At 45.7% G+C, this 14,362-nt stretch carries 14 protein-coding genes; 6 read left to right on the forward strand and 8 right to left on the reverse strand.

All coding sequences use genetic code 11. From position 1 onward, the window contains the following. Positions 1-248 precede the first annotated feature (248 nt). From torA to torE, 3 genes are read right to left on the reverse strand one after another with little or no spacing between them, the layout of a single operon-like run. On the reverse strand, positions 249-2,711 hold the full coding sequence (torA, locus tag LZU85_RS08880) for a trimethylamine-N-oxide reductase TorA (protein WP_237286905.1): 2,463 nt from the start codon (positions 2,709-2,711) through the stop codon (positions 249-251). Between the two features lie 24 nt (positions 2,712-2,735). Next, positions 2,736-3,920, reverse strand: a complete 1,185-nt coding sequence (torC, locus tag LZU85_RS08885; RefSeq protein WP_176297320.1) for a pentaheme c-type cytochrome TorC — start codon at positions 3,918-3,920, stop codon at positions 2,736-2,738. A 50-nt stretch (positions 3,921-3,970) separates the two neighbouring features. After that, a complete protein-coding gene (torE, locus tag LZU85_RS08890; protein WP_011080718.1) occupies positions 3,971-4,150 on the reverse strand; it encodes a trimethylamine N-oxide reductase system protein TorE in 180 nt (59 codons plus the stop codon). Positions 4,151-4,728: 578 nt separating this feature from the next. Here torE and LZU85_RS08895 point away from each other — a divergent pair. Further along, positions 4,729-5,523, forward strand: a complete 795-nt coding sequence (locus tag LZU85_RS08895) for an ABC transporter permease (RefSeq protein ID WP_237286906.1) — start codon at positions 4,729-4,731, stop codon at positions 5,521-5,523. 213 nt (positions 5,524-5,736) lie between these two features. Next, complete coding sequence (locus tag LZU85_RS20895) at positions 5,737-5,859, forward strand: hypothetical protein (protein WP_264921975.1); 123 nt, start codon at positions 5,737-5,739, stop codon at positions 5,857-5,859. Positions 5,860-5,941: 82 nt separating this feature from the next. Here the strand turns inward: LZU85_RS20895 and focA are convergent, their stop codons facing one another. Then, entirely contained in the window at positions 5,942-6,784 is an 843-nt protein-coding gene (gene focA, locus LZU85_RS08900) for a formate transporter FocA (protein WP_176297318.1), read from the reverse strand. A 287-nt stretch (positions 6,785-7,071) separates the two neighbouring features. After that, the gene (locus LZU85_RS08905; RefSeq protein WP_237286907.1) at positions 7,072-8,457 is read right to left on the reverse strand and encodes a DNA repair protein; all 1,386 of its coding nucleotides are present in this window, start codon (positions 8,455-8,457) and stop codon (positions 7,072-7,074) included. Positions 8,458-8,816: 359 nt separating this feature from the next. Between LZU85_RS08905 and LZU85_RS08910 the strand changes: the two genes are divergently transcribed. After that, a complete protein-coding gene (locus LZU85_RS08910) occupies positions 8,817-9,050 on the forward strand; it encodes a TIGR02647 family protein (RefSeq protein ID WP_176297316.1) in 234 nt (77 codons plus the stop codon). Between the two features lie 138 nt (positions 9,051-9,188). Here LZU85_RS08910 and LZU85_RS08915 read toward each other — a convergent pair whose 3' ends face one another. Further along, a complete protein-coding gene (locus LZU85_RS08915; protein WP_130192819.1) occupies positions 9,189-9,614 on the reverse strand; it encodes a PACE efflux transporter in 426 nt (141 codons plus the stop codon). An 89-nt stretch (positions 9,615-9,703) separates the two neighbouring features. Between LZU85_RS08915 and LZU85_RS08920 the strand changes: the two genes are divergently transcribed. From LZU85_RS08920 to LZU85_RS08930, 3 genes are read left to right on the forward strand one after another with little or no spacing between them, the layout of a single operon-like run. Further along, positions 9,704-10,579 (forward strand): LysR family transcriptional regulator, encoded by an 876-nt coding sequence (locus LZU85_RS08920; protein ID WP_237286908.1) that lies wholly within the window; start codon positions 9,704-9,706, stop codon positions 10,577-10,579. Between the two features lie 2 nt (positions 10,580-10,581). Further along, the gene (locus LZU85_RS08925; protein WP_237286909.1) at positions 10,582-11,412 is read left to right on the forward strand and encodes an SDR family oxidoreductase; all 831 of its coding nucleotides are present in this window, start codon (positions 10,582-10,584) and stop codon (positions 11,410-11,412) included. Beyond that, positions 11,409-12,047, forward strand: a complete 639-nt coding sequence (locus LZU85_RS08930; RefSeq protein ID WP_130192815.1) for a YdcF family protein — start codon at positions 11,409-11,411, stop codon at positions 12,045-12,047. Before LZU85_RS08925 ends, LZU85_RS08930 begins: the two co-directional genes overlap by 4 nt. A gap of 102 nt (positions 12,048-12,149) precedes the next feature. Here the strand turns inward: LZU85_RS08930 and LZU85_RS08935 are convergent, their stop codons facing one another. Both LZU85_RS08935 and cysS read right to left on the reverse strand, forming a co-directional pair. After that, positions 12,150-12,728 carry a thymidine kinase gene (locus LZU85_RS08935; protein WP_011150030.1) on the reverse strand — a complete coding sequence of 193 codons (579 nt, stop codon included), beginning with the start codon at positions 12,726-12,728 and terminating at the stop codon, positions 12,150-12,152. An 80-nt stretch (positions 12,729-12,808) separates the two neighbouring features. After that, the gene (cysS, locus tag LZU85_RS08940) at positions 12,809-14,191 is read right to left on the reverse strand and encodes a cysteine--tRNA ligase (RefSeq protein ID WP_237286910.1); all 1,383 of its coding nucleotides are present in this window, start codon (positions 14,189-14,191) and stop codon (positions 12,809-12,811) included. Positions 14,192-14,362: the final 171 nt, after the last annotated feature.

The raw sequence follows: 14,362 nt of genomic DNA on the forward strand, positions 1-14,362 counted from the left end.
ACCCTAACGAAAACCGCACAAAACCAATAGCAGCGAGACTCTTTGAGCCATAGCCCCACTTTATTGAGTACATCCAGTTGAGATCATATGGAAAACGACAAAACAGCGAGCGTATTTCGCTAGAAGAAAATAACTTGTGGGAAGGAACTCGAAGGAATATGTAATGGTGATGCTATTTTTGCGTTGTCGACATAAAAAAAGGTCCGGCATGTATGCCAGACCTTTTCTCGTTCATTATCAAGCTGCGATTACGCGACTTCGATTGGACCACCAAATGAGGTGACTGGTGGAACTTTACCAGTGAACTTCTCGAAGTCCACGATACAGGTGTTCGCAGAAGTCGCCTGTGCCAATTCAGAAGAGCCGATGTCTTGAGTCAGTGTGTTTGGATCACCATATGTGTCGATTGCGCCCACTTTCTCGTTAAGCGGACCGTACCACGCACCTTCTTCGATACGGATCACGCCACGTGGGTAGCTATCAGTCACAACTGCGCCCGCTAGAAGCTGACCACGGTCGTTGAATACACGCACTAGGTCACCATCTTTAATGCCTTTCGCTTTCGCATCAACTGGGTTGATGTAAACGGGCTCACGACCTTGAACTGCGTAAGTCGCACGGAACTCTTCAGACTCACACATCTGAGAGTGCAGACGCTTGTCTGGGTGACAAGATTGCAACCAGAACGGATGTTTGTCTGAACCTGGTCCGCCGTGTGAACGTTCTGATTTTTCGAACCACATTGGGTGCTCTTGACAATGTTCGTAACCGTAACGACCGATCTTACGAGACGTGATCTCGATAAAACCTGAAGGTGTACCCAGTGGGTTGATTTCAGGGTCTTGACGGAAGTCCGCGTGACGAACCCAAGGTTGACCTTGACCGAAGTCCAGCACGCTCTTCTCCCAGAACTCATCAAATTCTGGCATCTCGAACTTGCCTTCGTTCGATTTCTTACAATCGTTGTATAGGCTGCGAATCCAATCCATTTCACTCATACCGCGAGAGTATTCTTCACTGCGGCCAAAGCGCTCAGTCAATTCCTTCATGATTTGGAAGTCTGGCTTAGATTGGAACAGTGGATCCACCAAACGGTGCATCGCAATCAAACCACGGCTTGAGTATGAACCGTATACGTCGATGTCATTGCGTTCCCACTGGGTACATGCTGGTAGCACGATGTCTGAGAAGCGACACGTCGCTGTCCACGCGAAGTCGATCGTCACAACAGTTTGTAGTTTCTGGAACGCTTGCTTCATGCGGTTGCGATCTTGATGGTGGTGCCATGGGTTACAACCCGAAATGACCATCATCTTGAAGTCTGGCAGCTTCACTTTGCCACCGTTGTAGTTGATCTCTTTGCCTGGCTCTAGCAGACAGTCGATCCAACGCGCAACAGGGATAGTACGGCTGTAACCATTGAAGTCATTGTTGTCCCACTTAGGTTTCATGCCTGCATCAAGGTTACGAGGGAAACCACCAGGGCCAGCAAAACCGGTTGAAGGCACACCGATACTTGAGTAGTGGTGACCATAAGAGATACCACCGCCAGGCAAGCCGATTTGACCGATCATTGCCGCAACAACCGCTGCTGCCCAGTAAGGCTGTTCACCGTGCTCTTGACGTTGGATACACCAACCCATCAGGATCTGAGTGCGACCTTTCACAAGCATGCGGGCAAATTCACGGATTTTGTCCGCTTTCACGCCACAAATAGGCGCAGCCCATTCTGGTGTTTTCTCAACTTTGTCCTTAGTTTTGCCTTGAACGTAGTTGATGAACTCTTCAAAGCCAAGACAGTAAGTTTCGATGAACTTCTTATCGTATAGGTTTTCAGTGTAGAGAACGTGTGCAATCGCCAACATAAACGGTACATCTGTCATTGGGTTGACATACAGATGATCGTTCTCTAGGTAACGCTGTGTTTTGTTCTTAACTGGGTCAACCGAAATCACGTTGATCTCGCCTTTGGCCACTTTCTCTTTTAGTTGCGCAAGGTAAGCGTAAGATTCATGCGTTTCACAGTTCCAACCCACTTGTAGGTTTTTCACTGGGTCGTTCGCCCAAAGAATAATGTTGTCTGCGTTTTCTAAAATCTCAGACCAAGACGTGCCTTGTGCGTATACTTCGGTAGAACCTAGCACGTATGGCAGAATCGTTTGACCGGCACCGGTTGAGTAGTCACCAACTTTGGTGATGTAGTTACCGTGCATGCCCACAGCGCGCTGCATATGTGCAGTACAGTTGTTGAATGAACCGGTTTGGTTCCAACCTGTTTGGCCTGCGTGTAGCGCCCAAGGGCCGTACTCTTTTTGTACGCGCTCTAGCTCACGGTAGAACAGATCCAGCGCTTCATCCCAAGTCACACGTACAAAACGGTTGTTACCGCGCGTATCTGCGCTGTACTTGTGTTTTTTCAGCCAGTCAAGGCGCACCATTGGGTAACGCACACGTGAAGGGCTGTAGATGATGCCTTTGATGCCGTTTAGCATCTCAGTTGGGTTTTGGTCTAGCTCTATCGGTTTGATCTCTTGAACTTTACCCGCGTAGATGTGGGCGCGGAACGCGCCCCAGTGAGAACCAGATACTTTCCAAGTTCCTGTTGTTTCTACTGCGTTTGCAGAAGCCGACGCCAATAAGCTAGGACCGATAACAGAGGCAGCACTTGTCGTTGCTACGCCCTTAAGAAAACTTCTTCTTGTAATAGCCATTTAAATTACTCCATCCAATGCTTATTAGTGATGACCTTCAGCATAATCTGAAGAGTGCTTCTGTAGATATTTCAAGATCAGTGCTTCGCTATCCGTATCAAGGTTCACGAACGCTAGCATGCCGTCAAACATACCTGGCCAAGTATTGGCATCGAAGTGCGCTTCTGCTGGTTGCGTGTGACACACTGAACAGTTTGTTTTGTATGCTTCACGAGATTTTTCCCACACTGGGTTGATGTCGTTCAGCATTGACTCTTTCTTGATCCACACTTTCGCGGCCACTTTTTCCCATGGAAGACCAGTCAGCTCATCCACTTTCTCTTCACCAGTGGTGACAATCTTGTCATCCATAGACGCTTCTTTTAGTAGCGAAGCCACTGCGATGTTCTTGCCGAAATCTTCTTGGATTACACGACCAAAGCCTTTTGCTTTACGCCAGCCGTCGATCTCGATTTCGACATAATCGCCTTTGTCTTCCAATACTTTTACGGTAGACGCAGGGTTCAATAGACCCGCTTCGGTTTGACCTTGTGCATCAAAGTAGATTGGTAGGTGACGAACACTCACGAGCTCTTTACCCACAGAGTAATCGGTATTGGATGCCATCTGCTCTAGGTCACCCACGATGCCGCCAATGCTATCCATACCTGCTGGTAGTTTGTGTGCGATACCTTTGTGACAGTCAACACAGCTTTGATCTTTCTCTGCCGCTTGCTTCATTTGGATGCGAGCTGTTGGAGACATTTGCTCGAAATCCATCGAGTCGTAGTTATGACAGTTTTTACATTCAAGGGATTTGTTGGCTGAGAAGCGATCCCATTCGTGTTTTGCTAGCTCGATACGGCGAGCTTCGAAAACGCCCGGTTCATCGTAGTTGCCAAATACTTGCGCAAAAACTTCTTTAGACGCCTGCATTTTACGTGCAATTTTGTCCGTCCAGTTGTGGGGTACGTGGCAATCAGGACAGGTCGCGCGAACACCTGAGTGGTTTTTCCAGTGCACCGTCTCTTGCAATTCTTGGTACACATTGTCACGCATGGTGTGACAACTAACACAAAACTCTTCGGTGTTGGTCGCTTCCAACGCGGTATTAAAACCACCCCAGAAAATCACACCGGCAATGAAGCCGCCCACGGTCAGCACACCAAGGCTGATATGAACTGCTGGGCGCGTTACAGTACGCCACAATTTAATGATCAATGATTTCATTGTCTGCTCTCTTAAAATCTTTTCAAAAGTGTGGAGGTAAGTTCACAGGCTTACATGCCGTGAGCACCTGGAGGTCCGAAGAAGAAAACCTGCAACATCCAAACGATGAAGCCATATCCACCAACGAACGCCACACTCAAGATTGGAAAGAGGACGACGGTAATGAAGAGGAAAGATTTCCACTCCAATGAGCGCTTTTCAGCACTCTCAATTTTGTTAACATCACTCATACATTTGCCTATTTTGTATTTAGTAATTTCAGTTGCCTCACCCCAACAGGATGAAACTTTTAACACTATCTAATGCAAAATGTTAGACCATACACAATGTATGGTTCAATCAATTCCCGACGCCCTACCCTTGTTATTCAACACTTTTTTGAGCTCATCCAGAGATGTGTCGGATTGATATTTCATGTGTAAATTTGTGAATAGATGTGAAGAAATAAGTCCTTTGCATTATTGTTAAAAACAAAACAACCACATAACACAAATGCTAGCAAAGTGATATTTTTTAGCTGGACTGATTCTTATTCTCTCAAAAATAAAACAATCCGCATGATGATTATGTGATTTTATTGTTACCACAATGTGAATGCCAAAGGAGCAAAATAGCAGTCTAAAGTGGCCCTCTTAATGCAAAAACCGTTCAACATTTAAGCAAACAAGCAACTCAAGAAATACATACGCTGCGACTCACCATTCGTGATTTACGCAGTGTGACTTCTGACAAGAAATCGAATCAGACGCCTTCCCATATCACCTCAGATTCGTTTCAATCCCGATATGACCAATGGAAAGAGATGGGTATGGAATCGGTTATTGATCTCACTTGGGAGGCACTCTTGGCGTTTTCCAGCCTCCTTGTTATCCCGCTATTCATTAGCCACTTCTATCAGCTGGCGATCGCGAAAGAAGCCCTACTGAGTGTTGGCCGTATGGCACTGCAACTGATTTTAGTGGGCTTCTATTTGGAGTATCTGTTTACCCTAAATGACTGGCGCATCAATGTAATTTGGTTATTGGTGATGCTCACCGTTGGCGCTTCTTCCATTGTCAGCAAAGCCCACTTGCCACAAAGTCAGCTACTCTTTCCTACCTTATTCGGGCTCGCTGGAGGTATGTTGCCAATACTCTCAGTGTTGCTTGTTGGCATCATCGTGCCAACACCTTGGTATCACACGCAATATATGATTCCTTTGGCTGGTATGCTGCTGGGCAACAGCTTAAGTGGCAATATTGTCGCTTTGCAAAATCTGTTTGATTGCTATCGCAATCGAAGCAATGAATACGAAGCTGCGATCGCCCTCGGTGCATCGCCACGTTATGCGTCACTTCTGTTTGTTAGGCAAGCGATGCAAAAATCTTTTGCTCCTATTCTTGCCTCAATGGCGGCGACAGGGCTGGTCACATTACCTGGCATGATGACAGGACAAATCTTGGGGGGCGCAAGTCCGATGGTGGCGATTAAATATCAACTGATCATTATGATCGCGATTTTTGTCACCCTAGCCCTTTCTGTTGTCATCACTTTAGAGCTGGTGCTACATCGCTGTTTAGATAGAAATGGGCGAGTGAAAATAAACACTCAGGATACAAAATGAGCAGTTTACTCTCTTTTTCTAACCGCCTCTTTTCTAATCACTTTTAGCCGAAATAAGATACCCACGAACTTTACGACAGGTTATCCACAGAAAATGTGGATAACCTCATTCGGTGCCGATCTGTTGGTGTCTTAAAAACGCAGGAAGTTCGTCACACGGCCGTCATGATTGAGACGTAACTTACCTATTAGGCATCCGACGGAGAGGAAGAATATGGACTATTCACCGCAATACCACGATGAGCTGCAGCAAGATTGTCGAGAGTGGCTAATTGATAAGCCCTTTGAGTTGCCACCGCAACCAACCGAGTTCTCATCAAGCTCAAGTGATTTCTAAAGGGTATGAAAAGCGAAAAAAGCAGACTTAACGTCTGCTTTTTAGTTATCTAAGAATCGCGGTGAATAGTGTCACTCAGCGATTAATCGCGCAGGTAGATTAACCAATACCACATGCCAACAAACACACCACCACCGATGATATTGCCAAGCGTAACGGGCAATAGGTTATTCAGCAGAAAGTCCATCATGTTCAGGTCGGCGTAATCGGCAATGTTGGCACCCGTCATTTGCCAAAATTCAGCAGGGGCAAAATTTTTGATACCAATCGCCATCGGCACTTGGAACATATTGGCAATACAGTGCTCAAAACCTGCCGAGACAAACATCGCAACAGGAAGAATCATCACGGCAATTTTATCCGTTAGTGTACGACCGCTAAACGTCATCCACACAGCGATACAAACCAGCACATTACACATGATGCCTAAAGCTACGGCAGAGAAAAAGCTGTGGTGCATCTTATGCTGTGAAATCGCCATCGCGTTTAGGCCAACCTGTCCATGGTCAAACATGTACTGCTTAGTGATCAACATGCAAACCACCAGCAAAATGGCGCCAACCAAGTTACCGACATAAACCACAAACCAGTTTTTGATCAGAACACGCCAAGAGATTTTACCGCTGGCACGTGCAACTAAGGTCAGCACTGAACTCGTAAACAGTTCACCACCAGTCACAACAACAAGGATTAAGCCTAAGCTAAATGCCAAGCCACCAATTAAGCGCGTAATTCCCCAAGGAAGATCCACTGCGCCAGTGGTCACTGTGGTATAGAAAACAAAGGCGATACCAATGTGAATACCTGCCGAAATAGCAAGTAAAAATGATTTAACCGGATCCTTGGTCGCTTTCCCTTCACCGATCTCTGCCGCTCTTTCCGCGGCCTGTGGTGGTAATAGCGAGTCAAATTGATTGAAGTTCATTGCAAAGTAACATTTGGAAACAATTTCGAGTGGCGCGGATAATCTCTCCTTTTCCAGAGTTTTTCAAGGGGTATTTTTTATGTTTACAAAAAATGTTGTTTTAGTGAGTTGATGTAAAAAACCAGATTGCGACAACCTATTCGCATCTTCTGCTTTCAGTTTCTGTGCTGGCATTAAGAATGGCTCGCCAACACCTTATATCCAAACGTATTTTAGCAAACCATAGAAACAAAAATGCCTCATATGGTTGAGGCATTTTTGGGATTAGTGTTAGCGAAGCTCTGAGGTTATTCTGCTGCATTCTCTGGCTGCGTTTCTGGCGCTGCGGTTTCGCTACTCGCCTCAACGGCGCTTGCTGCTTCTTCAGTTTCAATCGCTTCGGCTTTAGGGGCTGCCTCTTCTACTTGAGGATCTTGCTCTTCTAATGCTGTCCCCTCTTGCACTGGCTCTGCCTGTTCCACAGTAGACGCAGGCTGATCTTTTGCCGCTAACTGAAGTTTCAGATTCGCGACCAACTCTTCCAAGCTCTTGATATGCGCAGCTTCACGTTCAATGTGGGCATTTAACGCCAACTCACGTTGATTGGCTTTTTCCAATGCTGCTTTCTGCTCCGCCGACTTGGTTTCAAGCACTTTCACTTTGCTATTAAGCTCCGTCACCTGCTGAGACAAATCGGTAGTTTTGTTTGCTTCGTGCATGCGTTTCACGCTGTCAAGAATCTTTTCGCTTTGTTCTCTCAACATCACATCACGGTAATCAGAACCATCGACTGCTTTAGAGATGGCGAGCAGCTTATTTTCAATTTCTAAAACTGAGTTTTCAAAAGCATCATCTTCAACAGAAGCCAACAACTTCACCTGATGCGTGACTTGCTTAACGTGTTCGATTTCGAACTTCGCATTTGCAACAGCCAGCTCAATCGCTGCTTTGTCACGAGGATTCGTTTGAGCGATATTGGCGGCGATATTGACTACATTTTCTGCGGTTGCAAAACTCACTGGCGCCACTTCGTTAAAGTCTTCTTTCTTTAGCGTGGTCAGTTCTTGCTTCAGTGGAAGAATCAGCGTTTTATGGATGACCTTCACTTCTAGCTGTTTCGCCGTGTTCAAAAACGCAACTTGTTTTTCTTGCGCTTCATCAAGTTCATCAACCACAACATAGGCGAACAGTTTCTTGTATTGTTGTAGCACCTTGTTGTAATCGGAGGCGTAGTGGTCCGCCGCATTAATCTCTTTTAGATAGTCCATCTGAGAAATCGAGTCAGCCAGAATCACATCTGCTTTCAACTTCAGGCTCTGCAAGGCAGCATGGTTTTGCTCAACGAGCTTAAGTTGCTCTTGATACGCTTGTGCATAAGTTTCACCTGAAAACAGTGAATGACTTTTACCAGCAAGTTCTGGCTCTTTTTCCAACTTAGCGTAAATTTCACTCAGTTCCTTCCACGCAGAGTTCATGTCCTTGAAATTTTCTGGCGCATAGATCGCCAACTCAGCACTTTGCTTTAGTGTTTCTTGCCACTGTTGGTAAGACGTTTGGATTCCCGCAAATGGGGTGGCTGTATTTTCTGCGACAACATTGGTGGTTGCTTCGCTCACCTTTTCATCAGGAGTCGATTGACAGCCAACCATCGAAAGCACCATTGATGTAACCAGTGCCATCTTAAATTTGTTCATCATTTGTTTCCTTCTAAAACTAGCTCATTGACGCGCAAGTGTTTTTTCCCCCTCGATGCTTCTAAAGCCAGCAGGCGAAACATGAAGAAATGAAGCACTCGCAAAAAATTGATAGTAAACGGGCGTTTTCGTACACCCTGTAATCTTGAATAGACGTCTAAATATATTACAAATGTCTTGAGATTAATACTTTGTATTGATTGTGAGAATAATAAAACAGCGTTTCTTATCGAAAAACCACATTCATCTGGTTAGAAAAAGAGCAAATCATTGTCTAGCTAACAATTCTTACTCTTTATGATTGTAACTGCTGGGTAAGCATACTAAGTTGAAACAAAACGATTTGTCGGAGTATGAGTATGAAATTTACAGAAGAACACTTAGCTGAAATGAACCTATTACTGCAATTTGATTTGAGCAGCGCAGCAACAGGGATAAAAGTGCACAAAGATGCGGCGGAATCGACTCAAGCTGCGGTAAAACGTCTATTTGATAAAGGCCTATGTACTCAAATCGACGGAGGCTACCTCACTGACGAAGGTATTGAAGTAGCAGAGCACGCAGAAAAAACATTGAGAGTATTAAGCGCATAATGCTTTAGCGCAACTGACTGAGAATAATAAAGACTCGCTTTTGGTTTATTCAAAAGCGAGTCTTTTTGTTTCTCTAGCTAGGTGACGGAGCGTGCTAACAACACACTGTTGAATATTGCGAACCCCGCAGAGCATTGTCTAGCGAGAAAATAAGGCATTCACCCGTTGATAGGGTTGAACGCGGTCATAAAACCAATTAAACCCCGTCGCGTAAACTAGGAAAAAGAGCAAAAAACCCGCTTCCAGCAGCAAGGCTTGTAATATCGAGATGCTGAGGAACCAAGAGATCACTGGAATGGTAATAAAGATGAGCCCTCCCTCAAATCCGAGCGTATGCAAAAGACGCATTTTTAATCCTCTCTCTGCTCGATTCTCACCAAACCATTGATCAAAATATTGGTTATAGATGTAATTCCAAATGACGGTAAAGATACTCAGCCCGATCCCTACAATAGCCAGTGCCGAAGCCCCTTTTCCAGTCATCAAAGATGTCGCTGGTACAATAATCGCCAATGCCAAAAGTTCAAACGCCACGGCATGAAAAAGTCGTTCACCTTGTGTCATCACAAAACCTCTTACTGATGCTTTTCAATCACACACATTCTATCTACCATTAAGATACACAAAAGTTAGATACCATCTATAAAAGCGATATGTTTACTATTGAGCAACTACAAGCATTCGTCACTACCTCAGAAAAAGGCTCCTTTTCTGCCGCTGCGAGGGCGCTTGGTAAAGCGCAATCGGTCATCAGCCAACATATTATGAATATGGAGCTTGATTGCGGGGTACCTCTTTTTGATCGCACAGGACGATACCCTGTACTCAATTCGTCAGGTTTAGCACTTCTCCCTTACGCGAAAGCAACTCTGGAACAGTTGGAGAGATTCTCTAATAAAGCCCGTTCGCTATTTGAACCGCGCGCGTCGCAACTGATTCTTGCCGTCGACGAAGGTGTACCGCTGTTAACGCTGCCACACGTTTTTCGTACCTTGGAGGCGTCATTCCCAGAGCTACAAATCGAGTGTTTAACGGCTTCAAGCCCCGATATTATTGAACTTGTGGAATCAGGACGCGCGACTACTGGCATCATTTTGAGTGAAACCGTACTGCCATCGACCATCGATTTCTCAAGCTTAGGAGCGGTTGCTTTTGATGTGTTCGTGTCCACTGAACATCCTTTGGCTTCGATGTCATTAACGCATAGCGACCAACTCAAGCTGCATCGGCAATTGGTCATACGGTCTAAGAACGCTCAGTTCAGCTCCCTGAATCAAGCCTTTGGCCCAGACGTTTGGTACGCTGATAACTATTTTATGCTGTTAGAGATGGCAAAAGCGGGCTTCGGCTGGTGTCTGTTACCAGAACACCTTATCGGCGCAGAACAACACGGCTTGGTGAAAATACAAAATCCTCAGTTGCAATTTGGCTGGCAAGCCAATATCGATGTGATACAACATCAAAAATGGCACTCTGATCCAGTGCATTTAGAAACGCGTAGATTGCTGCGTAACTTATTTGGGAAATAGCGATGAAAAAGATATTAATCATTGGAGCCGGTTGGTTGGGTTTACCTTTTGCTCAACAATTGTCCGCGTTAAAACATCAGGTGATTGTCACTCGACGCTCTACAGACAGCCTTCGTGAAGTCCCTTTGGCGCAAGAAAGCAAAGTCGTCCTCGATCTCGCCAATGATGATGCCGCAAAGAAGGTGCGAGAGCTCGTGGACAACAATGCCATCGATATTGTTGTTGGCAGTTTCCCCCCCGGCTTTCGAAAAGGTAGCGGTGAAGAATATGCCCATCAGTGGCAAAAAATCGTCGACGGCATCAAGGATAGCGCGGTACAAAAAGTCATTATGGTCAGCTCGACGACGGTTTACCCAAATCAACCCGTCGAGATGAGGGAAGACGACGCAACACTCGCTAAGGCAAACAGCGAGAGCGACTTATTCAGTGACAAAGCACGCGTGATGTTGCAGGCAGAGCAATCACTGCTAGATTCAGGCAAAAACTTTACCATCTTACGGTTGAGCGGACTCTTTGGGCCTAATCGCCACCCTGCCCGCTTCGTCCCTCATCTAAAACAAATTAGCAGCCGTGCGCCTGCCAACATGCTTCATCTTGACGATGCAATCAATGCACTTTTGTTTGCGCTTAGTGCTGTCGACCAGCAAGTGCTCAACGTCTCAACGCCAACGACGGTCGATAAAGCGGCCTTCTATCAAGCCGCGCTTGAATCTGCACAACTCGACGTTGATTTCCCACCCGTTGTCGCCGTTGAAGACAAACGTATTGTGGTGGATAAGTTGCTGCAATCGGGTTTTCAATTTCAATATCAATCAACGCTGGATGCTTTATGAAACTTTTCCGTCAAATTGAACTGCTCTGGCAATACATGCAATTGCAGCATCGCTTAACCCCCGTTGAGTGCTTGCTCGTGATGTGCAGTAACGATCTTAGAGTGGCTGAACATGCTGCGAATTTGTACAAACAAGGGTACGCCCCCTATATCCTTTTTTCTGGTGGTGAGGGACGTTTCACTGAAGGGCTATTTGAAAAAAGCGAAGCTGAGACTTTTGCCGAGCTCGCCAAAGCATCAGGCGTGCCTGCAGAAGCCATCTTACTCGAAAAAAAATCCTCCAATAGTGGCGAAAATGTCTGTTTTTCCGAGCAACTTTTGCTCGAAAAGGGGTTGGCGTTTGAGTCGTTTATTTTGGTCCAAAAACCCTTTATGGAAAGACGCGCCCTCGCGACGTTCGAGAAACAATGGCAGGGGCCTTACTCACACCTGTTGGTGAGCTCCACCGGAGAGGCCTTCTTTGATTACATCAATGAAGAGATGCCTCTAATGTTGGTGCTTGAAGCGCTTCTTGAGGACTTTGAGCGCATTAAACGTTATCCAGCAAAAGGCTTCCAAACCGAACAACCGCTGCCCGATGACGTCGAAACCGCTTACCAAGGTATCCGAGAAAAGCTCACTTCGCTGCTTATTTAACGCAGTCACACGCTTAATGCGGTAACCAACGAAAAAAAGCCACTGCACATGATGTGAGTGGCTTCATTGCATTCTTGTCAGTAGGGTTACTCAAAGAACCTGTTATTTACCCAACGCTTCTTTGTAGTGTTGACGACAGACTGACACATAACGATCGTTCCCGCCAATCGCCACTTGGTCGCCTTCTTTAATTGCGTTACCGTGCTCGTCGGTGCGGATAACCATGTTGGCTTTGCGTCCACAATGACAAATGGTTTTTAGTTCGACCAATTTATCAGCCCAAGAAAGGAGGTATTTGCTGCCTTCAAACAGCTCACCAAGAAAATCCGTACGAAGTCCGTAACACAATACAGGAATGTGCAGCTTATCGACCACTTCCGTTAACTGATACACTTGCTCTTTCGATAAGAATTGGCACTCATCCACCAAAATACAATGGCGTTTCTCCACTTCATTCAGAGCAGCGATCTCTTGATAGAGATTGGTGTCTGCTTTAAACAATTGCGCTTCAGCTTGTAAACCAATTCGTGAGCTGACTTTACCAATACCATAGCGATCATCTAAAGCCGCGGTAAAAATAACGGGCGTCATACCACGCTCTTGATAGTTGAAAGAAGACTGAAGAAGAGTCGTTGATTTACCCGCGTTCATCGCTGAGTAATAGAAATACATCTGAGCCACAGAGCACTACCTAAGTAAAATTGGAAAATGTAAAAATATAAAGAAAAGGGCTGAATCAACAGCCCTTTAAAAAGATGCAATTACTTGCGACGCCACGTTGTTCCTTCAGGGCCATCTTCAAGTACGATACCCATCTCGTTCAGCTTATCGCGCGCCATATCCGCGTTTGCCCAATCTTTCGCCGCACGAGAATCGTTACGCAGTTTGATCAACGCTTCAATTTCTGCCACTTCATCATCATTGCCCGCGTCACCTTTCAAAAACGCGTCTGGATCTTGATGAAGAATACCGATCACGTCCGCAAGCTCACGCATCAAAGCACCTAGTGCGCTAGCGTTGGCCAGATCTTCGGTTTTCAAACGGTTGATCTCACGCGCCATATCAAACAACACGGAATAGGCTTCCGGCGTGTTGAAATCGTCGTTCATTGCTGCGGTAAAACGTGACACATACTCTTCACCACCTGCTGGCGCAGCCGAGAAATCCAAACCACGCAGAGAAGTGTATAAGCGCTCTAGTGACGCGCGAGCTTGGTTGAGATTTTCTTCGCTGTAGTTAAGCTGACTGCGGTAGTGACCTGACATTAGGAAGTAACGTACGGTTTCCGCATCATAGTGACCTAACACATCGCGAATAGTGAAGAAGTTACCTAGAGACTTAGACATCTTCTCTTTGTCGACCATCACCATACCGCTGTGCATCCAAGTATTCACATACTGAGTATCATGGGCGCAGCACGACTGAGCAATTTCGTTTTCGTGGTGCGGGAACTGAAGATCAGAGCCGCCACCGTGAATATCAAAATGATTACCAAGAATGGACGAGTTCATTGCCGAACATTCGATGTGCCAACCAGGACGACCAGGTCCCCATGGTGATTCCCATGTAGGCTCACCCGGCTTGGACATTTTCCACAACACGAAATCCAGCGGGCAGCGTTTTGCTGTTTCTACATCGACGCGCGCGCCTGCTTGAAGCTGGTCAAGGTCTTGCTTAGAAAGCTTGCCGTATTCGTCAAATTTATTGACTTCAAACATCACGTCGCCGTTGTCGGCGACATACGCGAAACCGCGTTCAATCAGTCTTTCCACTAACTCAATGATTTCTTGAATGTATTGCGTTGCACGCGGTTCCACATCTGGGCGTTTCATGTTTAGCGCATCGAAGTCAGCGTGCATTTCACCGATCAAACGTTCAGTCAGTGATTCACAGCTTTCACCATTTTCCGCGGCACGTTTGATGATTTTGTCATCGATATCGGTAATGTTGCGCACAAACGTCAGGTCGTAGCCTAAATAACGCAAGTAACGAGATACGACGTCAAAAGAGACAAATGTACGGCCATGACCGATGTGACAGAGATCGTAAATGGTAACTCCACAGACATACATACCGATTTTACCGGCTGTGATTGGTTTGAATTCCTCTTTCTGTCTTGTCAGTGTGTTATATATCTTCAACATGATCTCTATCTGTATATTGATTGAACTAAAATGAATCGGCAGTATACCAACTACATTGTTTTAAGGTAATAACAATTCCGCTGAAAAACGATAATCGGCTAAACTTCCAACACAAAAGCGTAATTTGCTTAGTCCTTCGTTTTGCATGAGCCTGAACTTAGGCTAGAATTC

The organism is Vibrio floridensis, assembly GCF_021852965.1.
Taxonomy (GTDB): Bacteria; Pseudomonadota; Gammaproteobacteria; order Enterobacterales; family Vibrionaceae; genus Vibrio; species Vibrio floridensis.